Origin of the sequence: Paenibacillus sp. RU5M (assembly GCF_900221055.1) — a bacterium.
Classification (GTDB): domain Bacteria; phylum Bacillota; class Bacilli; order Paenibacillales; family Paenibacillaceae; genus Paenibacillus; species Paenibacillus marchantiae.
The window spans coordinates 849,734-873,177 of sequence record NZ_OBQM01000001.1; the positions used below are offsets into that span (position 1 = coordinate 849,734).

At 45.7% G+C, this 23,444-nt stretch carries 14 protein-coding genes; 12 read left to right on the forward strand and 2 right to left on the reverse strand.

Going from position 1 to position 23,444, the window contains the following annotated elements; genetic code table 11:
* Positions 1 to 31 precede the first annotated feature (31 nt).
* Positions 32 to 979: an ABC transporter substrate-binding protein gene (locus CRO25_RS04020; protein WP_079693849.1), complete on the forward strand. Its 948-nt coding sequence runs from the start codon at positions 32 to 34 to the stop codon at positions 977 to 979.
* A gap of 113 nt (positions 980 to 1,092) precedes the next feature.
* Here CRO25_RS04020 and CRO25_RS04025 read toward each other — a convergent pair whose 3' ends face one another.
* On the reverse strand, positions 1,093 to 1,926 hold the full coding sequence (locus CRO25_RS04025) for an AraC family transcriptional regulator (protein ID WP_079693848.1): 834 nt from the start codon (positions 1,924 to 1,926) through the stop codon (positions 1,093 to 1,095).
* Between the two features lie 228 nt (positions 1,927 to 2,154).
* Between CRO25_RS04025 and CRO25_RS04030 the strand changes: the two genes are divergently transcribed.
* The 10 genes from CRO25_RS04030 to CRO25_RS04075 all read left to right on the forward strand — a co-directional run bounded on the left by CRO25_RS04030 (position 2,155) and on the right by CRO25_RS04075 (position 21,598).
* Positions 2,155 to 3,513: a carbohydrate ABC transporter substrate-binding protein gene (locus CRO25_RS04030; protein WP_079693847.1), complete on the forward strand. Its 1,359-nt coding sequence runs from the start codon at positions 2,155 to 2,157 to the stop codon at positions 3,511 to 3,513.
* 94 nt (positions 3,514 to 3,607) lie between these two features.
* On the forward strand, positions 3,608 to 4,501 hold the full coding sequence (locus CRO25_RS04035; protein WP_079693846.1) for a carbohydrate ABC transporter permease: 894 nt from the start codon (positions 3,608 to 3,610) through the stop codon (positions 4,499 to 4,501).
* A gap of 11 nt (positions 4,502 to 4,512) precedes the next feature.
* A complete protein-coding gene (locus CRO25_RS04040; RefSeq protein ID WP_079693845.1) occupies positions 4,513 to 5,406 on the forward strand; it encodes a carbohydrate ABC transporter permease in 894 nt (297 codons plus the stop codon).
* A 9-nt stretch (positions 5,407 to 5,415) separates the two neighbouring features.
* The gene (locus CRO25_RS04045; RefSeq protein WP_079694269.1) at positions 5,416 to 5,595 is read left to right on the forward strand and encodes a hypothetical protein; all 180 of its coding nucleotides are present in this window, start codon (positions 5,416 to 5,418) and stop codon (positions 5,593 to 5,595) included.
* 14 nt (positions 5,596 to 5,609) lie between these two features.
* Positions 5,610 to 7,784: a 1,3-beta-galactosyl-N-acetylhexosamine phosphorylase gene (gene gnpA / locus CRO25_RS04050; RefSeq protein WP_079693844.1), complete on the forward strand. Its 2,175-nt coding sequence runs from the start codon at positions 5,610 to 5,612 to the stop codon at positions 7,782 to 7,784.
* Between the two features lie 35 nt (positions 7,785 to 7,819).
* Positions 7,820 to 15,067 carry an endo-alpha-N-acetylgalactosaminidase family protein gene (locus CRO25_RS04055; protein ID WP_079693843.1) on the forward strand — a complete coding sequence of 2,416 codons (7,248 nt, stop codon included), beginning with the start codon at positions 7,820 to 7,822 and terminating at the stop codon, positions 15,065 to 15,067.
* Between the two features lie 98 nt (positions 15,068 to 15,165).
* A complete protein-coding gene (locus CRO25_RS04060) occupies positions 15,166 to 16,092 on the forward strand; it encodes an AraC family transcriptional regulator (RefSeq protein WP_063562703.1) in 927 nt (308 codons plus the stop codon).
* Between the two features lie 95 nt (positions 16,093 to 16,187).
* Positions 16,188 to 18,092 (forward strand): class I mannose-6-phosphate isomerase, encoded by a 1,905-nt coding sequence (locus tag CRO25_RS04065; RefSeq protein WP_097115714.1) that lies wholly within the window; start codon positions 16,188 to 16,190, stop codon positions 18,090 to 18,092.
* On the forward strand, positions 18,089 to 19,057 hold the full coding sequence (locus tag CRO25_RS04070; protein ID WP_079693842.1) for an ROK family protein: 969 nt from the start codon (positions 18,089 to 18,091) through the stop codon (positions 19,055 to 19,057). Before CRO25_RS04065 ends, CRO25_RS04070 begins: the two co-directional genes overlap by 4 nt.
* Positions 19,058 to 19,081: 24 nt before the next feature.
* Positions 19,082 to 21,598: a glycoside hydrolase family 38 C-terminal domain-containing protein gene (locus CRO25_RS04075; RefSeq protein WP_079693841.1), complete on the forward strand. Its 2,517-nt coding sequence runs from the start codon at positions 19,082 to 19,084 to the stop codon at positions 21,596 to 21,598.
* A gap of 202 nt (positions 21,599 to 21,800) precedes the next feature.
* Here the strand turns inward: CRO25_RS04075 and CRO25_RS04080 are convergent, their stop codons facing one another.
* Positions 21,801 to 22,565, reverse strand: coding sequence for a hypothetical protein (locus CRO25_RS04080; RefSeq protein ID WP_072733200.1), 765 nt, complete (start codon positions 22,563 to 22,565; stop codon positions 21,801 to 21,803).
* A 161-nt stretch (positions 22,566 to 22,726) separates the two neighbouring features.
* Here CRO25_RS04080 and CRO25_RS04085 point away from each other — a divergent pair, with 161 nt between their 5' ends.
* Entirely contained in the window at positions 22,727 to 23,443 is a 717-nt protein-coding gene (locus CRO25_RS04085; RefSeq protein WP_072733199.1) for a response regulator transcription factor, read from the forward strand.
* Position 23,444 lies beyond the last annotated feature (1 nt).

Below are 23,444 nucleotides of genomic sequence, written 5' to 3' on the forward strand. Positions count from 1 at the left end.
ACACTGCATACACAGTAATTGGGGAGGACATATGAAAAGACTAACTGGATTGATTTTAACTGTAATTTTACTTGCAGGGGGGATACTGGCTGGTTGCTCCGAAACGCCCGTTGCAGTTACTCCTGAGGCCAGCAAGATCGAGGGTGAAGGATGGCCAAGAACCATTGAGGATGCCAGCGATAATGGGGTGATGCTTGAGAAACGACCAGAGCGTATAGCGGTGCTGCATCCATTATACTTAGATTACTTTTTTGCTCTGGATACACCTCCAATCGCATCAATAAGCGCTTCGGAAGCGATGGAGAAGTTTGCAACTTTACAGCCTTACGCCGGGTCTACTGATATTATTGATTTGGGTAGCGACTCAGCGAATTTGGAAAAGATTATTGAGGCCCAGCCTGATGTGATTGTAACCTTTAAGGGGTCTGTGGATACCATCTATGATGAGTTGAACAAGATTGCTCCAGTCATCTTAATCGACTACACCGATACCTGGGAAAAAACAACGATGCTCCTCGCTGAGGTTGTTGGAAAAGAAGAGCTCGCAGAACAATTGATTAAGGAAACCCAAGAAATGATAGCACAAACGAAAGAACATTTAGGTACTCTTGAGGATAAGACCTTTGCCTTGTTACGGGTTGATGGAAAAGCTAATTTTATTGCTCAAGGATCTAAAAATACAATGTACTACAATCAAACTGCAGGCTTTGGATTATTGGCACCGAAGGGATATCCTGAGGGTGGCGAGGCGCTTACGCTGGAGGGACTATACGACATGAATCCCGATTATATTATTGTCCAGCATGATATTGATGTCGCAAAGGCAGCCGTTAAGGAAAAGGAAACTTCGAAGGTGTGGAACTCACTGGAGGCAGTAAAAAATAACCATGTTGTTATCTTTGATAATTCCCTCAATAGTGCGAGTATTCTGGCTGTTCGTTTGGCTTCAGAGTATTTCCTGAAATTAGCTGAACAATAATTCATAATACAAGAAGTCCGATTGCTGATACTGAGCGCAATCGGACTTTTTTGCTCTAGGGAGACAAGCATATAGTTGCATTAGAAGTTACCTAGTTGGCGATTAATTTGAGCTCATTTTTTTGTCTGAAGACGATAACCGCTTGGAGTTAGGCCACAGCACCGGCGGAAATTTTGTGAGAAGTAGCTTTGAGAGGAAAAACCAGTGGATTCCGCAACTTGAGCAATGGAAAGATCTGTGGTTTCTAGTAGCTCCTTGCTCGCACGAATCCTGACCTCATTGAGATAATTAATAGGTGACATACCGTAATATTTAGCAAAAGTATGTGCCAGATAATATTTGCTGATATGCGCCTTTTCTGCCAGAGAGTGGAGCGAGATTTCCTCCGCATAGTTCGAGTCAATATGTCGCTTAATCCGACTGCATATCTTGTCAGCCCTTTGCGTGGTTACAACAGAGAAGGGATGACCAGATCTTCGCATTAAACTAATGATTACAATCTCAAGTAAGTTTTGACAGACGTCCTCATAGTTCTCATTCTTGTTTTCGGTTTCCGAGAGCATAGCGTTGAAATACAACAAGAGTTCATTCCTCTGTTTTGAATAATTGATAATTTCATGATTACGGGTTCCACTTTGCTTTCCAAAATCAAAACTCATCCCCTCAACCCCAAGCACTACATACTCCAAAGGGTCACTCCCAATGGATACTTCGGTATGCTCTACGTTCGGGTTCACGATGACAAGATCGTCCTGCTGCACCGAAAAAATCTCATCCTCTACGATGAAATTCCCTCGTCCACTTCGGACATAAAACAGCTCCGCGAAGTTATGAGAATGACGAATGCTGAACCAATCTCCTTCATAAATGGAAGTGCTAACATAGATTAGCTTTGCGGGAATCTCTCCACGTCCCTTTCCGGGAAGCCAATAGCGTACATTTCCCATCTGCAGTCCGTCCTTTCCTCAATCTCATTTAGTGAACTACAGTTAAACCAATTTCAACGTTTTATGTTGTGAAAAAATTGTTAATTTATAAATTTATTATATTAGCAAGATATATAAAATCAACGACAACATGTATGTAGATATAAAGAGGCCGTTAAGATAAATTAAAAGGGCGAGAAAGAATGTAAGCGGTTACGTATGATCACTAAATATAGGGGGAATGGATTTATGAAAAAAATTCTTAGCCTTGCGATCACGGCAGCATTGACTCTTAGCTTGGCAGCCTGCGGCAGCTCTTCTGAAAATGGCTCTAATTCAACAAAGGATTCAACCGGCACGAACTCGGCAACATCTACGGAACAACGTACTCTTAAGCTAGCTGCTTTGGAAACCGCTTACGGGGCTGATGTATGGAAAGAAATTACGGCTGCCTTCGAAAGCGCCAACCCTGGCGTGAAAGTCGAAACGACGATTGACAAAAATATTGAAGATGTCATTGGACCCGGCATGAAATCTGGTGAGTTTCCTGATGTTATCCATTTGGCAACGGGCCAGCCGAAGGGCTTGACTGAAACCTTTGTCAAAGATAATAACCTAACTGACCTTTCAGATGTGCTGTCCATGACCATACCCGGCGAAAGTGTAACCGTCAAGGATAAGCTGATTCCAGGCTTCACTGATACAACGATCACGAATCCGTATAACGATGGAAAGACCTATCTCATGCCTATGTTCTACAGCCCTACCGGTTTGTTTTATAACGAGGGTTTATTTGAACAAAAAGGTTGGAAAGTTCCTACGACTTGGGACGAAATGTGGGCTCTAGGTGATCAAGCTAAAGCCGAGGGTATTTCACTATTTGCTTATCCGACGTCAGGTTACTTTGACTCTTTCTTCTATGCTTTGCTCAACGAGGTGGGCAGCGCGGATTTCTTCACTAAAGTGACGCATTACAACGAAGGCATTTGGCAAACCCCAGAAGCTCAACAAACGGTTGAACTGATCGGTAAACTGGCTACTTACACCGAAAAAACGGTTCCCGCAAATGCCAACAAAGATAACTTTACCAAAAACCAACAACTGATTCTGGACAATAAAGCACTCTTCATGCCTAACGGTACTTGGGTCGTTGGCGAAATGAGCAAAGCTCCGCGAGCAGAAGGCTTCAAATGGGGCTTCACAGCTCTTCCGGCAATAAAAGACGGTGGCGACCGTTATTCGTATACCTTCTTCGAACAAATTTGGATTCCTGCCAAAGCGGAAAACGCAGATCTGGCAAAACAATTTATTGCTTATCTTTATTCCGATGAGGCAGCAGCCATTTTTGCAAAGGTTGGCGCGATTCAACCGATCAAAGGTATGTCCGACAAATTGGATGGAGACAACATGCTTTTCTACAGCATCTATGACAATGGGGCAAAGGCTGCTATGGGTGCATTTGCAACAACAGACCCTGTCGAAGGGGTGAATATATCGGATGCAGTGTTTGCTTCCATTGACTCCCTTGTCACAGGTGCTAAAACACAGCAACAGTGGGTTGAGGGAATCATTAAAGCAAGCGACGCCTTGCGGGGAGCATTGAAATAATAAAGAGGCCGAGGGCCTTGAGAATGTATCAGGATCATGGCGGGCGACCTGGGCTGACCACCATGATCTGACCTTTGGGAGGAGAGAGAAAGCCATGGATATGAAAAAAGGAAGAGGACGTTTTATCTTCTTCTGTCTAGCACCCGCCGTCCTCCTTTTTGCAATTTTCTTACTTATTCCTACGATCGATGTCTTTCGGATGTCATTGTACAAGTGGGGCGGCTATACCGATAACAAAACCTTCGTAGGTTTGCAGAATTTCAATAGACTGTTTCATAGCGATAAGTTTTATCAGACCTTTCAAAATAGTGTTCTGCTCATTGTTCTGGTTACAATCGTGACCTTTGCTCTGGCACTTCTGTTTGCATCGATGCTCACACGTGAAAAACTCAAAGGGCAAAATGTTTTACGCGTAATCTTCTATATTCCTAACATTCTGTCTGTGGTTGTCATCAGTGCAATCTTCTCAGCAATTTACGATCCGAACAGTGGGCTTTTGAATTCATTGTTAAAGCTATTTCGAGGGTTACAAGCAGAGCCTGTCCTATGGCTAGGAGATCAGAAAATGGTTATTTTTAGTCTTGCAGGCGCTATGATCTGGCAGGCCATCGGCTATTACATGGTGATGTATATGGCTAGTATGGCCAACATTCCAGAGAGCTTATATGAATCGGCAGGACTTGAGGGGGCAGGGCGAATGGCTCAGTTTTTCCAGATAACCATTCCGTTAATCTGGACGAACATACGGACGACGCTCACCTTTTTCATCATCAGTACGATTAACATGAGTTTCTTGTTCGTGATGACGATGACAAGCGGCGGTCCAGACGGTGCCACCGAAGTGTTCCTCAGTTATATGTATAAAGAAGCTTATACTAATTCCTCTTATGGCTATGGGATGGCCATCGGTGTAATTGTGTTCCTGTTCTCGTTTGCGCTTGCTGGGATACTAAACGCAGTTACCAGACGAGAGCATTTGGAATTTTAGGAGGGAATAAGATGAATACAAACAACCGCTCACGGAGAGGTGTTAGCGACAAATTATATAAAGGCTTCATTTACGTGATACTGATCGCTTTAGCTATTCTCATCCTCATCCCTGTTCTATGGGCATTCATGGCCTCCATCAAACAAGACAGTGAGTTTTACGGCAGTCCCTGGGCACTACCAGCCGGGATGCATTTACAGAACTTTGCTGATGCATGGCTCAAGGCAAAAATGGGTTCTTTTATGCTCAATTCCGTATTGGTGACGGTAATCGCACTGGTGCTTCTACTTATTGTGGCATTGCCTGCGTCCTATGTACTTTCTCGTTTTAAATTTAGAGGGAACGGATTCTGGAATATGATGTTTATGGCGGGTTTGTTTATTAATGTAAACTATATCATTGTTCCTATCTTTCTGATGCTTAATAACGGCGACAAGATGCTCCGCGGCATACTGGGACACCCTTTTTTGCTGAACAACCTGTTTGTTCTCGCGGTGGTTTATGCTGCGATGGCACTGCCATTTACGATCTATCTCATGTCGGGATATTTTAAATCGCTGCCCAAAGAATTTGAGGAAGCGGCCTCGGTGGACGGTGCTGGCTATTTTCGTACTATGGTGCAAGTCATTATGCCTATGGCCAAACCCAGTATCGTAACGGTTATTCTGTTCAATTTCCTGTCCTACTGGAACGAATATATTATCTCTATGACGCTCCTAACCAAACCGACCCTGAAGACATTACCTGTCGGCTTAATGAACCTGATGGCGGCGCAAAAATCCGCAGTTCAGTATGGTCAGATGTATGCAGGTCTGGTGCTGGTCATGCTTCCAACCTTGATTATATATATTCTGGTACAAAAAAAGCTAACCCAAGGTATGACGATGGGCGGGCTGAAAGGATAAGGTGCGATGATGGAAGACTCTACAAAGAATTATTTGCGTAATTTGTTGATGCTGATTGTTTTTATCGTCGGTATCGGATTGGTCATTGTCGGCCAAAAGAACATTGGAGCTCCCGGACTAGGTCTCATGTTGCTTGGGCTCGCTATGCTGATCGGTCTGCTATGGCTATATAACCGAAAATATAAATAGAGGAGTTTTCAACCATGAGTACAAAAAGAGGACGTGTAACGATCCCTACTGATTTAGACGTTATTCCGCAAACCCTGGAGATCATGAAACGCTGGGGAGCCGACGCTGTACGTGATTGTGATGGAACTGACTTTCCCGCCGAACTGCGGGATATCGATGCCAAGGTCTATTCCACTTATTATACAACCCGTAAGGATAACGTATGGGCTAATGCCAACCCTGAAGAGATTCAACAAATGTATTTGATGACTCCCATTCATACGGCTGAAGGCCAAAGCATTTCCATTTCCCTTATGAAGGGGATTTATCCCGACATGCTCAAAGTGAATTGTCGCGACGATATTCAGCGCTGGTGGGAAGTCATCGATCGTACAACCGGAGAGGTCGTTCCGACCGAACAATGGAGCTATGACGACAAAATCGGCGATGTCACCATCACAACCCAGCCGTTCCATGACTATACCGTTAGTTTTTTGGCTTATATTATGTGGGATCCGGTTCATATGTACAATGCGGTCACCAATGAATGGAAAGATGTCGAGCATCAAATTACCTTTGATGTTCGTCAACCGAAGACTCGTAAGTATACGATGGAGCGAATTCGCAAGTTTATCGAAGATCATCCTTATGTCAATGTGATTCGCTATACAACCTTCTTCCACCAATTCACCTTGGTTTTTGATGAGCTCGCTCGTGAAAAATATGTGGACTGGTACGGCTATTCAGCCTCAGTTAGCCCTTATATCCTCGAACAGTTTGAGGAAGAGATCGGGTACAGGTTCAGACCTGAATTTATTATCGACCAAGGATACTACAATAACACCTATCGAATACCTACGAAAGAGTTCCGTGATTTTCAAGCATTCCAGCGTCGGGAAGTGGCGAGCCTTGCCAAAGAAATGGTCGATATTACCCACGAATGTGGTAAGGAGGCCATGATGTTCCTGGGTGATCATTGGATCGGCACAGAGCCTTTCATGGAGGAATTTGCATCAATCGGTCTGGATGCCGTAGTTGGCAGTGTAGGAAACGGTTCAACACTAAGGCTGATCAGCGATATCCCGGGCGTGCAATATACGGAAGGCCGTTTCTTACCTTACTTTTTCCCGGATACCTTTCATACAGGCGGGGACCCCGTAAAGGAAGCCAAAGTAAATTGGGTCACCGCGCGACGTGCGATTCTCCGCAAACCGATCGATCGGATCGGCTACGGCGGATATCTTAAGCTAGCCCTTGATTTTCCCGAGTTTATTGATTATGTAGAAAGCGTTACGGATGAGTTCCGTACGCTCTATGACAATGTACAGGGAACCTCGCCGTATTGCGTCAAGTCAGTAGCCGTGCTCAACTGTTGGGGCAAAATGCGGGCCTGGGGGAACCATATGGTCCATCATGCACTTTATTACAAGCAAAATTACAGTTATGCCGGTATTATTGAAGCTCTCTCTGGTGCACCTTTCGAAGTGAGCTTCATCAGCTTCGACGATATCAAAGAAAATCCTTCCGTTTTAGATGATATTGACGTCATATTAAACGTCGGAGATGCAGATACGGCCTATACGGGTGGAGAATGGTGGCTGGATACGGATATTGTTACCGCCGTAAAAAGGTTTGTTTATGAAGGCGGTGGATTTATCGGTGTTGGCGAACCCACAGCGCATCAGGCGAATGGGCGCTTTTTCCAACTGGCCAACATCCTCGGTGTAGAGGAAGAACGTGGCTTTACGCTGGGTTATGATAAATATAACTGGGATGAGCATGAACATTTCATTACGGCAGATTGTAAAATCAATCCGGATGGAAGCAAGGAAATCAACTTTGGAGAAGGCAAAAAAAATATTTTTGCCCTTGAAGATACTACGATTCTCCGTCAAACGGACAAGGAAGTTCAACTTGCGGTGAACGAATTCGGCGACGGGCGAAGCGTATATATAAGCGGTTTACCATATTGCTTCGAGAATAGCCGCTTGCTGTACCGTGCGATCCTCTGGAGCGCCCACAGCGATCAGGAGCTGAACAGCTGGTTCAGTGAGAACTATAATGTTGAGGTTCATGCTTATGTGGAAAAGGACAAATTCTGCGTCGTGAATAATACGTATGAGCCACAGGAAACAGTCGTTTACCGCGGTGATGGCTCCAGCTTCTCACTGAAGCTGGATGCAAATGAGATCAAGTGGTACGAAATATAAAAAATCCAGCATTCTATTGTAGGAGGAATGATTTGATGCGGAAAAAAAATAATAAAATGATATTCAAATTATGGATTTGGATGATGGTTTTATTGGTTGCTTCAAGTCAGTTGATGGTACTCCCTAGCAATACTGCTTATGCTATTTCAGGAGAATTTGGTGAATTGCCAATTGAGCCACAGGAAAAAACGATCGAGAGCATCCCCCCGATTAAGGTTGAAACATACGTTGATGAGCAGCCATCAATTCCATCGGTAATACAGGCAGTATACAGTGACAGCACTACCGCAGAAGTCATGGTGAGCTGGGATCCAATTGAATCTTCTGACTATGCGCAGGTAGGGACATTTACCGTAAAGGGATCTGTAGAGGGAACGAGTATTAAAGCTGAAGTTGCAATCACGGTGTTTGAAAAGAGTAAGGAAACAACAGGAAATGTAGATATAGATACATTCTTGGCAGAATTAAAAAATAATGTTCCAAGTAATCAAGAGGTTGTTTCTTATATGAATAACTATCAGTCTATGGAACCGGAAGCCATGACTTTCGTCAAAGGAAATGGAAATACTTCAGTAAACAATGGATTGACAGTAACGATTAACAATCTGGGTGGCAGTGGAGCTATAGCAACATGGGATAAGGCTCCTTGGCTCTCCGGCGGAGTCATAGATACAACGATGCGGTATACCAGCACAAATCAAAGCAATATTGGATTTGTTCTAGGATCTAATGATAGTAACCAAGGCATAGCTATTCGTTATGATGCCGGCACAACCTGGGTTATTCAGAGTCCGGATGGTACAAGTAAGTGGGAAACATTTGACGGACCAGAACTAAAAATGGACACAGATTATCACATTCAGATCGGCTTTAATGGTATGAAGCTTCTGATCATTGTAGACGACGTGACTTATTACAATAAGAATACTGATTTATTGAGTTCGTTGTCTGGATTAGGTCAAGTCGGGCTGTATAAGCGCTATGCTACAGGAGAGATTGCCATCAAGAGTGTGAGAATTGAAGGTGTGGGCACGAGGGAGAAGCCTTCAAACATTGTTAATTATGTTCAAGATTATGAAGACCCCAATTATACACCCCATTGGTCGGGGCTGAAAGCAACGGTCGTGACGGATATTACGGGCAATAAAGTTCTCTCCCTTAAAAAAGGATCTAGCGAACGAGGTGTGGATCTGGATTCGCCACGAATTCAACAAGGAACTCTTTCATTAGATTTCAAACTGGTAAATCCGGACAAATTGGTTAGCGGACAAGGATTTGCTTTTGGTTTCAGAATGAATGATTCAGCAAGTATTTTCAATGAACTCGGGGTTGATCCGAGCAGTTGGATACCGGAGTCCAATACGGGCTGGGGAGATAAGCAAGAGATTCCTTATCCGATTCAAGGGCGTTGGAACAATCTCATGTTTAATTTTAATGGTAAGAAAATAACGGTTTTTTTGAATAAAAAGCGGATTGGCGACATTACGTTTGAACAGTATTCTGAAGCAGCTGGGCGTTTCGGACTTCGCATTAGAAGCACTGTAGAGCTACAAATCGACAATGTACAATATACGAATGAGATCATTGAACCCAAACAAATTGCACAATACAGTAATGATTTTGAGGATGGAATTAAAGGTACTTGGACTGGTGCTGATTCTACTATTATTACAGAAGGCAGTAATCGGGTATTGAGACTATCCAATATCAAAGACAATGTAATGAACTTGGATGCACCGTCCTTGCAAAGCGCCACATATATGTTGAATGTGAAGCCAGCAACATCGGATATCGGATTTGTTATAGGCGATGGTGCTATTGTGAAATATGAAGGCACGAAATGGGTATTGTTGAATAAGGATGGGACCAGCACTGACTTTGTCATTTCTGATGCGATGGAATTCAATCCTTTACCTAATACCTGGAACAAAGTTGGACTTCAATACTCTGATCATTCTGTGATCTTAAGTATTAATGGCGCTACATTGCAAGCAAACTTACCGACAGGGCAGCAACTCGGGGAAGGGTCTTTTGGGGTAGTTGCGCAGAATTACATTTATATTGATAATGTTGTTTTTACTGAAGAATTCCTTGATATGAATACGTCTTCATCCCATGTTGGCAAGCTGAGATATGAAGAGTACTATGAAGGTGATTCAATCGTAAATTGGGAAGGCTTCAAGGATACGCCGCAAGTTTCTAGTGGATATTTGCAAGGGATGTTGGATGCTGGAACGGCTGCTATCAATAAGGATGTAACACCAGTAGCCAACGGCATATATCAAGTGAAAATGCAGTCGGATGGAGCTACTGGGATTACACTTGGAAATATCGTGATTTACGAAGAAAGTCCGGGGAATTGGAAATACAAGCTGGAAGGCAGTAATGATGCCTTTGCGATTGGTGCTACTACTGCACTTGCTTCTGGCAAAGATTACACGCTACGTGTAGAAATGATCGAGAACGAGCTAGGCCTTTACGTGAATGGAATTAGGGCTGGCAGTGTGAATGTAACTGGATATACACCAGGTTCATTTGGCATCTACAATTCTGTGACCCATGCGATTCAAGCCAAGATAGACGCGATCACTGCAGAAGAGGTTCGGGTGTATGCACCAGATTATAATGCGCAGAACTGGGGTCCTCTTGATAACAGTAAACCAGAGGTTCTCGCCAATGGAGACAGCCAAATCCGATTGAACATGCCAGGGGTTTCATTAGCCGTGGATAAGGATAGCCCTAAATTCGCTGATCAGGCAATCATTTTTGAATTTAACACCAATGTTTCCGCTGGAGCAGATGGTGGCCGTTATGGTTTTATCGTGAGAGGTTCGGCAGCTGACAAATATGTAGGTGTCGTTCATGATATTAATGGGAAGTGGAAGGTCACAACAAGTAACGGGAATGAGATAGCCTTTCCCAATACGTATCAGATAAAGGCCAATACAAATTATCATATTGAGCTTCGTTTGGTGGGAACAACGGTTAGTCTCAACATTACGGGTCCTGATGGCGTAGCAACAGATATGGGTTCGATATCTGAAGAATCGATGGCTGTTGTGCCGGGTTGGTTTGGTCTTCGTTCATGGTATGGAACCAAACAAATGACGGTGAGAAACCTCAAAATGGTCGAACTTGAGTCGCTACCTAAGCTGAAACTGGCGCAAGAGACAGATACGATTGAGAATGATGGTATGACCGTTACTGTATATAAAGATTTTCCAGGCATTGTAGAGTATCAAGTGAATCATCACACGCTACAGGCCGACGTGGAGCAAACGAATAGCGTGAAGATTAATAATAAGGATTATGTACCGCGTACAGTATCGAAGAAAGACAGTGCTAGCACATATCAGTACACGATGACGTTTGATGAGATCGGCGTTGTGATTGATGGACATCTCGAGGCAAAGGCGAACAATGTAGTGCGATTTGAAATTGATAAAATTTCCGACGGCCCGGATTTCTTAGTGCGTTCGATTCAAATGAACAACGCTCTGATCCATGTGAATAGTTCAATGAAAGATGCATCGTATGCATGGAGTAAGTCAAACGGGGAGTGGCACGGAGTCTCAGAGGAACTGGTTGACGATATGTCTCTTATGAAGCAAAGCGGTACGACCGGTGTAACGATGGTTATGGTGAGTGGAGATGGCTTGGCAACATCGGCAGAGGACAACGTCATGAGTGGTGGCAATAAATTGATAATCACCACAGAGAAAAAACCGCTTGTCAATAAAATAACGGTGAAGCCAGGCAGTTGGACGTATCGACATCTTCAAAGTAGTGAGACTGAAGAGTTGCCATGGTATGAAGTGGTCGTCACTGGGGAACGCAATAACGACGAAAAGACAGATTGGCAAGATGCGGCTGTTGCTTACCGAACGGAAATTTACAATGAGCCATTTGGCGCACAGGATATGAAGAACAATATGATGTACATTGCTTTCAACTTTGCGAGTCAAGCCAATGATCCGTTCTTGAACAGTTTGGATACGGGGAAAGTTCTGTACAATTTTACAGACGGTTTTGGACAGATGATTCTGCATAAGGGGTATCAGGCGGAAGGGCATGATGATGATATTCCTTCCTACTCTAATATTGGTGTACGACAAGGTGGATTGGATGATTTCAATTATTTGATCGATGAGGGGGATAAGTACAACCTTCACGTCGGCGTACATTTGAATGCAACCGAATATCATCTCGATGCCAACGAACTGGATTACTCCAATTTAACTGGGGCTACAGCTAATGGACCGAAGACAGATAAGCTCTCCAAAGGTTGGGATTGGATCGATACGGCTTATTATGTAGATCAAACGAAGGATGTCCTGAGTGGTGAACTGAAATCACGGTTAACCAATCTATATAATCTCACGAAGGACGCCAACGACCCTAATGATCCTGCGTTAGATTTCTATTATGTAGACGTGTATACCGGCAATGACTACAATGCCTATAAATTGTTGCAATATGCCAATGGTCTTGGAGTCAAAGTAGGAACAGAATTCTCAGGTCCGATTGAACCAGGTGTGGATTTCGTTCACTGGGGTCCGGATTTAGGATATCCCAATAAAGGGAACAAGAGTATCCTTTCTAGAATGGTGAAGAACAATCTCGATATTTTTGTAGGGAATGCTTTATTTAAAGGACAAAAAATCCCTGGTGTGACCACTTGGGGCGATTCTAAGCCAGACGTACAGCAGGGTGTAACAGTATTCTTCAATGAAGTATTGCCGACGAAGTATATACAGCATTTCGGTGTACTGAAATATGAAGAGGACCAAGTAACTTTTGATAATAATGTCGTCTCTAAGAGAAATAAATCCACTGGTATGATTGAGCTTACCAAGAATGGCAAGCTGATCTCTTCTTGGAAAGATACCGGAACGACTACCGATGAATCAGTGCGCCATACAGGTGAGGCTAACTCGTTAATTCCATGGGTTTGGGATATCAAAGCTAATCAAATCTTGGGTGTTAACGATGGTGCGAAGCTGTACCATTGGAACACAACAGGTAACTCTACCACTTGGCAGTTGACGGATGAATTTAAAGATGTGAAACAGTTTAATATGTACGAATTGACCCAACAAGGTAAAGTTCTGGTGGATACGCTGGTCGCTCGGAATGAATCTCTTACGATTACGAAGGCAAAGAAAAATACGCCTTATGTATTGTATCCAGCAACTGCTGATGCCCTGACTTTGGTGCCTAATGCAGGGAATTGGGGAGAAGGCAGTTTGATCAAGGATTTTGCCTTCAATTCAGAGAAGTTCAATGTTCCAGGTTCATGGACAGTCGATGATCCAGCAAACATTACAATCAAGACTGTTCAAGGGGATACAGAATACGATATCACTAAAGAAATGAACAAATCGAATTGGAACAGATACGCAGAGGTCGGTAGTAATTCAGGTGTAATCTCACAGGAGATTACCGGATTGCAGCCTGGTCAGGATTACACCGTCGGAGTGTGGACACAGACTGAAAAGGGGAGGGAATCCTCGCTTCAGGTCACGATTAATGGTCAAACCTATTCCAATCATGTGACAGGTCAGGATGGCATCCATAAATCATCCTTCAAGTACGTGGACACCAAATGGCAAAGAATGAATGTTGAATTCAAGGTTCCAGCAGGCATTAATTCCGCGACAGTTAAGCTTGTAGCTGATCCGGGAGCGGGTACTGTTCAATTTGATGATGTGCGAATTTGGAAACATACAACTGTAGAGAAAGACCCTACGAATAAGAGCTATGTTGTATATGAGGATTTTGAAAATGTGTACGAAGGCTGGGGTCCTTTTGAGTACGGTGGTGGGGATAGGCAAATTCATATTGCAACCGATCAAAGTAATAAACAGGATAACAATCCCGTTGTATCCGCATCTGAGAACAAGGTTGGTCCTGTAATGACCTGGGTTCTGGATGGTGAGAATTCGTTGAAAGTTAATGAAACCGATGTTGGTAAATTAATAAAAACGAATGAATCCAGCGTGAAAATGGAACCAAACACAGAATATGACTTAGGCTTTATTTACACCTTAGAAAAGTATGCTGGTTATGAGGTTTCTGTACAATCACGCTCCACTGGTGAAATTGTGCTGAAGGAAACACTGAGCACGCTACCTAATCCGGGTAATAAAGCGGGTGAAGATGGGGGTTATATTCGCTTCCAGAAAAAATTCACAACAGGTGCTCAAAACGATTACCAAGTTATTTTCAAAATGGTATCCAAAGGCGCTGGAGGCCCTACTTCTGATTACGCCTTCATTCTGGATGATTTCTACATTAAATCAGAATCGGAAGTTAATATCGTATCTATTGAGAATGTACAGGTTGAAACGGAAGCTGGTTCTACACCGATATTGCCTTCGCAAGTGACTGTGACATTGAGTAATGATACGACTGAGAATGCTACCGTTGTATGGGAAGCGATTGATCCTTCCCTTTATGCACAGGCAGGTACTTTTCAGGTGAAAGGCGCGGTCAATGGGACGGACATTAAAGCGATTGCGACTGTCAAAGTAAAGGCGAAAGACAACAGCAATCCGGGTACAAATCCAGGAACAGGATCAAACCCAGACACCGGATCAAATCCAAGCACTGGTACGAAACCCGATACCAAGCCTAATCCTGGTACAGGAACAAATAATGGGTCTGATCAGGATAACCAAACTGGAGCTAAGCCGGATACGGGTAACACCAAACCCAAAGCATTTCTCGATACGGTTGGACACTGGGCAAGCAAGGAAATTGAAGCTCTTGTGAGCAAAGGGATTATCAAGGGCATGAATGATCAGAAATTTGCTCCAGATCTGACGATAAACCGTTCTGAAATTGCAGCGATGTTAACCCGAGCATTTGGTCTTAAGGCTGAAGGGTCATCATCATTTAAAGATGTAACCGAAGATAAGTGGTATAAGGATGATGTTCGTGCTGTGGCGGATGCAGGTTTGTTTAAGGGGTATGCGGGTAATTTATTTGAACCTATGAAACCCTTAAACCGTGAAGAGATGGCCGTTATAATAGTAAGAACCCTTGAGATGAAAGGGAGGTTGCCAGAAGTCTCCGATACAACGCAAATGGTACTGTCTAAATACAAAGATGCGGATAAGGCTGGAATCTGGTCCAGGGAAGCATTAGCGATTTGCATTGAGCTTGAACTCATTCAAGGAACACCAGATCACAAGCTTAATCCGAAACGTAATCTGACCCGGGCTGAGGCAGCAGTTTTATTTAGCAGATTATTAACGTATTGTGAAAAGAGCATCATCTGATTTACCTAGTTGAAAAATATTCAAAGAGGCAGACCGACTTCCGGTTTGCCTTTTTGCCATGCAAACGTATAATGAGAGCTTGAAGGGAGAGGAACGCCATGACCATCGAAGCCAGCTTCCGCCGGGCCAATCAAATATGCAATCGTTATATTACAAAAGTGGAGCAAACAGGGCTTTCATTGTCCATTTTGTATTGGGGATTCATGCCCGATCATTTCGACAATGCCTTCCACCGGCATTCCTTTTTTGAGGCTTGTTATGTGGTAGACGGTGAAGGAAGCTACATAGAACAAAACCAGCATTATGCTTTAAATAAAGGAACAGCATTTCTATCTCTTCCGGGCGTATGGCATCAAATCCGCAGCCAGACCGGATTGACGCTTTCTTATGTGGCTTTCGAACTGGATGAGACCCACACAGATGCTTATTATACTGAATCCTTCCGTCGCCTTGCCGAGCTTGGACAAAGCGTAGCCCAGCAAGCGGACCTTACGCCAACTGGCCATTTATGGCAAGCGCTCATTACTTCTTTCGACCAGCCTGGGGCAACCCTTCCTCTTGCTGTAAAGCAAATTTCCGCTTCTCTGTTGTTATCGATAGCAGATTTGCACGTTCCGACTCGAACAGACTCGGCTGACACGGGAGAGCAGCCCGTGGAACCAAATACGTTGTTCCGACAGGCCAAACGGTACATTGATGATAATCTGATCAATGAGCTTACGCTTATGACGGTGTCAAGGCACCTCCACATTTCATCCCGTCACCTGACCCGATTGTTTCAGGAAAATCTGGGGCAGTCCTTCGTTCATTACATTCAGGAACGGCGCGTGCGGCAAGCCGCTGGGCTGTTGTTAAATGAACAGACACCAATTAAAGATATCGCCATCCAGTGCGGGTTCCAATCCGTGCATTATTTTACCCGGATATTCACCCGCGAGCTTGGTGTTTCCCCGGCCAAATTCCGACGCAATCAGTTTGCCGAAGGCCGCTCTGGCAAAATGCATTACCCACCCCGAATGTCCTGATTGTACAAAAACACAGCTTGATCGTTTAAAGACAGCACCTCCAACTCCCTATACAATGATGAACATAAATCGATATAGAGTTGGAGGTTTTAAACATGCCCCGAATAGCCCCTTTGGCCTTTCAAACCAACCCAATTAATTTCATTCAGCTTCAGCCCGACCAAGAGGCAGAACCGGGGATCTGGAATGCGTATGAAGAATGGCTTGATCTAATTTGGCCCGAATGTGTACAGAATGATTTGCTTCCTTTTTATATGGTCATTGACGGTACGCATGGTGCCGCATTCAGCGAATGTCTGGAAATACTTCGGTCGCGCTGCCACCTAGAGAGCAGGGCTTTAATTGAGATTGACAGCGCTGATTATTTAAAGTCTTCTGCAGATTTGCTTCAGCAGTTTCACCCTTATCTGACGGATAACCGTGCTTTTGGCGTTGTAGCCTCGGACGTCAGCGTTAAGGATTATTTCCGACCACGTGCACAGTCGGTCTGGCTCAGTGATGTAGACGATCAACTTCGGCTTTATCATTCCGCTGAACATGCAGAGGCCCAGTCGCCGAACGTAGATCAGTTAGCCCCCATCGTTGTGACCTTTGGGCCTGGCTCTGGTTTCCTTTCTACAGCATCAGGTTTAACGAACGTTTCTCTATTTTGCGACTTATCGAGAGAAGCACAGCAGAAACTGCATCAGCAGGGGATGGGGTCTCTGGGGTTAGGTCCTTGCCTGGATACGGTCGAAACCTATAAACAGGCCTTGTTTCTGGAGTGGCCCGTCTGGGAGGAATATCGCAAACGCCACTTGTATGACTTTGACTACTACGTGGATACGAACAACCGGGAACGACCCATTTTGGTCACCGTTCCTATGCTGCGCCGACTTTTGGCTTCAACAGCCCAGCAGCCTTTTCGAGTAAAGCCGTTTTTTGCACCGGGGATTTGGGGCGGACAGTATTTAAAAGAACTATGCGACCTACCTAAGGATTGGAATAACTGCGCATGGGGGTTTGAACCTATCGCACCGGAAAACACGATATTAATCGGTTATCGGGATTTTATAGTGGAGCTTCCTTTCCCGCTATTACTGTCTGCTCATCCAGAAGCAATTATGGGCGAGCGCAATGTGCAACTGTTTGGCGACTATTTTCCGATCCGGTTTGATTATCTCGATACGATTGACGGGGATCATCTGTCTTTGCAGGTCCACCCCCAGCAGGCTTACATCGAGCAGAGCTTCAACGAAACGATGACGCAGCAGGAATCCTATTACATTATGGAACAGAAGGAAGGCACCAAACCTTTTGTGGGACTGGGTTTCACAGAGGGTACAACCGGGGAGGAGCTGCTTCAGGCGGTTGAATCGGCCCACACCTTGGGACAACCGCTGAAGATCCCAGAATATGTGAATATTTGGGATGCGAATAAGGGTGACCTGTTTCTGATCCCGCCGGGAGCCGTACATTTTTCGGGCAAAAACAATCTGGTGCTGGAGATCTCTTCGACAACCTGGTGGTTTACCTTCAAAATATACGACCATTTGCGGCTAGACAGAGACGGGCGGCCGCGTCCGATCAACGGCGATCATGCCAGAGCCAACATGCAGGAACAGTTTGACACGGAATACGTTCAGAAGCAGTTGATAGCGGTTCCAAAGGAAAGCCGGGTACAGGGAGACAGCAAGGAAGAGCTGCTGGGCGAACGGGAGGATCTGCTTTTTCAGATCAAAAGATTAAAACTGGACGGAGAGTGGATCGACGACACGGCTGGAGAGTTTGTTATGTTCAACCTCGTAGAAGGCGATCGTGTGCGGCTGACTCCGCTGGATGATGAGGCAGCGGCTGTGGAGTGGGGGTACGCGGAAGCGTATATCGTTCCTGCCTCCGTCGGAGGTTTCCGTCTGGAGTCTCTGGGTGACCGATCGTGCACTCTGATCCGGGCACAGGTTTCCCCAGACTGGAACACGCCTCTGCTTCCGCATCACTGGAAATCTGGTGAACCTTTATGAACCCTGACGTAACGATTGCCATTGATGCCGGGGGGACCTTTTTGAAGGGTGCCGTTGTACTGAGTGACGGGAATCTTCTACCACAACTTTATGTCAAAAGGTCATCGCACTCCGACAGTAGCGCGTATGAAATCGCCTCCAATCTGGCTGGCGTGATCCAGGAGCTTGCCGCGGCATACGTCGCCTACATGGAGAGGCTAAGTACCGATAAAGGGACCCGGGGCACTTTTGCCAATTTTCACATCGGTTTTGCTTTCCCCGGCCCTTTTGAATACGACATTGGCGTTTCCCGTATCCAGGGATTGAATAAATACGAGCAGCTTTATGAATTCAATCTAAAAACACTGCTGCGGTGTGAATTAACGGCGCTTGCAGCGGAGCCCACTGCTCCTACATGGATGACCCAGCTTGCCGCCGCAGATATTCGTTTTGGCAATGATGCTGCCCTGTTCGCTCTGGGGGTCAGCAGGCTTTTTCCACAGGACAGATTGCTTTGCCTTACATTGGGAACGGGTCTTGGCTCCGCTTTCGTTGAGAACCGGTCCATTGTCAGTGGAAAATGGGGAATTCCCGACTCAGGCATGTTGTATGCCGAGCAATACAACGGAGGAACCGTGGATGATCTGTTCGGAAGCCGAGGGATTTTGGCCTTGGCAGATAGCCATGATGCTCGAAGGCAGGGAGAGGACGTGTACCATCTGGCCATAGCGGCCAGACAGGGAAATTCCTCCGCCATCCGTGTATGGCAGCTTTACGGCCAGCGGCTTGGGGAAATGTTGCGTCCGTACGTGGCAGAGTTTCGCCCCGCTCGTCTGATCCTGGGGGGACAAATTGCCGAAACCCATGATCTATTTGGCGGCGCGCTTTCGGAAGCGCTCTTGCCCGAGAAGATTTCTCAGCATAATGAGAAACAAATGCAAGAGCATGTGTTCCACGGGATTTTCCAACTCGTAAAAGGTACCTAATCCACCAATAAAGGAGAAAAAAAGATGACACTCGAACAACAAATCAAACAGGCCGCCATCCCGACGCTTAAACGGAAATGGAAAATATATGTCATTCACCATTCCCATACTGACATTGGTTATACTGACCGGCAGGAGAAGATTGAACAATATCATATCGATTTTATCCGTCAGGCGCTGCGTATTGTTAATGATGCCCATAACGGTGTAAACCCCGAGTGGAAAGGGTTCCGTTGGACCTGTGAGACCTTCTGGGCTGTGGAGCAATTCCTGAAGCAGGCTCGAGACGAGGAAAAAGTTGCATTTGCTGATGCCGTGCGGCGCGGCGATATCGAGCTCTCCGGCACGTATTTGAATATGACTGAGCTGCCCGACCTACAGTTGTTGAACAAAATACACAGCAAAGCTCAGACATATACCAAATCTATCGGTCACCCAATAGACAGTGCGATGACGGCGGATATCAATGGCTACAGCTGGGGATATGCCGATAGCCTGCTAAATAACGGAATCGGACATTTATTCAGCTGTATACATACTCATCACGGCATGTATGCGCTGGGCCGCAAGCAGTCCCCTTTCTGGTGGGAAGCTCCAAGTGGGGAACGCCTGCTGGTCTGGAATGGAGACCACTACATGCTTGGCAACGAGCTTGGTTTCTGTCCTGGTGCGCTTGGCAAATACATGATTCGTGATGAATTCGGCCACAGACTTGTGGAAACAGCGAACATTCATAATCAAATCGCCAATATTCGCATCCACCGGTACTTGGCCCAGCTTGAGGCGGAGCAGTATCCATACGATTTCGTGCCGATGATGCTGTCCGGATTGCCCACAGACAACGGATCGCCCAATAGCGCAATCATGGAATGGATCGATGCATGGAACCGTCAAAACGGCGAGGGGATTTCCGTGGAGATGAGTACGTTGAGTGGCTTTTTTGCCCGCTTGAAGGAGGAAGGGACGGATGGTCTGCCTGTGCATAAAGGGGATTGGCCTGACTGGTGGTCGGACGGTGTAAGCTCCACACCGATGCACACTCAGATTTACCGTGACGCACAGCGGACACTTCGCAAGGTGGAAAAGCTCGACCCTGAACAGAAAAGTGTTAGTCTCCAGGAAATCGAGGCTGTAGAGCAGGCGCTTACTCTTTATGCCGAACACACTTGGGGGTATCACTCCTCTGTTTATGAACCGTGGCACAAAAATGTGCAGATGCTTGAGGTTCGCAAGACAGCTCACGCTGCAGAGGCAAGCAAGCTTGCTTACCGCGCGCTAGATCAGGTGCTGCTTGCCGATAATGCCGCCACCTTGTACCCGGGGCGTCCTTATCGCTTCAAGGTAACGAATCTCTCGGAGCGGGAGGTAACCGAGTTGGTTCAGTTGAAGCTTGAAGGATGGGAACCGGATGAGCTATTAAACGGAGTAGAAGTAATCCGTGAGGACACGGGACAGGTGCTGATCCAGCAGTCAAGCCACCCGCAGACGATTATTGCGGAGCTTAAACTCCAAGGCATGGAGAGCTGCATACTGATTCTGCGCCCACTCCTGGCAGCGCAGAAGAGTCATTCTTCCTTAACGTCAACCTCCAATTCAAAGCTGATCGGCGCTGACCAGGTGTACGATATGGAGGATATGTATTCCTTAACGACAGGCGGACAGCAAGCGCCGATCTCCGTTTGCCAAACTGGGCTGGAGTCCCCTTTTGTACGCTTGACTTGGTCGAAAGAGCGCGGCATTGTGTCGTGGATCGATAAGGAGACAGGACGCGAACTGTTGAAAGCGGATGATCTGTATGGGGCATTTACACCCATCTATGAGGTGACCAATCCGGCGAACCCTGCGGATGCATCTCAGGTATGGAGCGTCCGTTCCAAAATGGGACGCAACCGTAAAGGCTTGAACGTGGAGCGTTCGGTTGGTCAGCTTATCTCCGTGCGAGCGGTGGATAATGGACCGCTGTATGCTACCGTTGAGCTTGGTTATCAGCTCAAGGGTATCGCCTATTTTTCACTACACTTGCGGATCTATACCCGTCAAAACCGGATGGATATTTCGGCGCGGTTCCATAAAGAGAGCATCTGGAATCCGGAGAACGTTTATCTGGCCCTGCCGTTCAACCCGGGAGGCACTGGGCCGGTTACCCTGTTTGCCGACAAGCCAGGAGGCCTCGTTCGCCCCTGGAAGGATCAGATTCCGGGAACTTGCCTGGATTATTCCGCTGTACAGTCGGGCATTGCCTGGCGGGATCATGACCGCAGTCTGCTGCTTGCTGTCCCGGACACACCTCTCGTACAATGGGGAACGCTGGATTACGGGACCAGAAAGGTCCACACCCAGCAAGCACCTGACGCTCAACCGGAAGCCTATGCCTGGCTGATGACAAATTATTGGGAAACGAATTTCAAAGCGACCTTGGGCGGCTTCTATGAGTTTCAATATCATATTTCGGCTGGCAGCAGACTTTCAGCTGAAGATATGGCCGCAGCTCTGCAGGCGTTGAACGAGCCATTTGTAGTTACCCGGGTTAACGAAAAATAAACCGAAGAGCAAAAGCCCTGACTCATTTAAGATCAGGGCAGGCAGTAGATAACACGTAGCAGATATAGCTTATAGCCAACAAAACAACAACCAGCAGGCTTCCATGTGGAGGCTTGCTGGTTGTTGGCGTTCGGTCTTTTAGTTCGTGTAAGATTTGGCGTTTTTGCTTAATGATGTAGTTAAAGCTGAAATGTATTTAAACCTACTCTTGAGCTGCCTCTAGCTCAGTAATTTGCGCTTTGTATTGCTTCAGAAGGTCGGCAAGGGAAGTCTTGATTGCCGCTTCGTCCTTAGCTGTTACAGCATTATTCAAATTACTTTGTGCTAAGAAGAATGCACTGGCAGCTGTAGTACCGCTAAATTGAAGACTTTCAGCATTTGCTATAACCGCGCTTGTTGTTCCGGTTGATTTTTCGTCAAGATTCAGAGGGCTGACGGCAATTGCCACTCCAGATTCTGCATTCTCAACTAATCCTTTCAGATCCGAACTGCTTGTGGTAATGGAGAAAGACAAGGTGTTCTTATTTTCGGAATTAGGTAATTTTTCGGCTTTTACACTCTCAACTGGGGTAAGTTTGCCTTCCTCAACCTTTAAGGCCTGCATTTCTTTGATCTCACCTGGTTTGGCGTTCTCGGAAACTTTCTTCCATTCGTCAGAGTCTACGTCAACAGCAACCAAAGTGGCCATTACTTGGGATGTATAGTTTTGTGAAAGCAGTTTATTGTAACGGGCTAGCGTTTTTTCCCATTCGCTTACTGTTTCTGGCGCGTACTTTTTGGCCTGCTCCACCGGATTAGCCAATGTAAAGGTCGCAATGGCGGATTTAGCTTCTTTCAAGGTAGCAGTTCCATTTGTAACAGCATTTGCGTTAGCGGCGCTGTCGGCATTCGCGACAATCGGTGCGGAGATCGCAGTGAGCAGCAGGGCGGACAGGGCAACATTTCTGAATTTAAAACTGTAGTTCATTTCGTAACACTCCTTATGGTTTGGTTTGTCTTACAGTTATCAATTTACCGAAGGAGTGTGGCACAATATTGGTGTAATTGTGGAAAAACAATGGCAAAGCTCTTCCCATATATATACCTTTGGTATACTCACTATAGAGAAAAGTACAGGAGGCCCCGTTCATGAATAACGATTACCTCATCGCGGTTGTAGATGATGACGAGAATATACGCACACTGATTCAAGCTTATTTGCACAAAGAGAACTATCGAACGATAGGCCTTGCTAATGCCGAGGATGCCTGGTCTTTATATAGAATAAGTCCGCCGAGCATGTGGGTGATGGATATTATGCTGCCCGGAATGGATGGCTATGAATTGTGCAAACGCATCCGTAATGAAGGAGAGGTACCCATTATTATGATCTCGGCGAAGGATAATGAGGTGGACAAAATACTTGGCCTTGAGCTAGGCAGTGACGATTATCTAGTGAAGCCTTTCAGCCCCCGTGAGCTGGTAGCCCGCATCAAGCGGCAGCTGGAACGTTGGATTAGACTTACCGGTGCGGAAGAAAGAGCTGTTGTAAGCGAAGCTGCGACGCCAAGAATCGATACCGGTGATCTTCAATTAATGTTGGAAGAGAGGCGGGCCATATGGAGAGGGGAAGAAGTGGACCTGACCAGCAAAGAGTTCACCATGCTCAAGGTACTGGCTGAACATCCGAATCGTGCGTTTACGAGGGACGAGCTGCTCAGTTTTGTCTGGGGAGAAGATTATTTTGGCAGTGACCGTGCCGTGGATCATTTAATTAAGCGGATTCGCAAAAAAATTGAGGAACTTCCCGTCGAGTCGGTGTGGGGACACGGGTATCGTATGCGTACAGATCGGAGTGAAGTTTAAT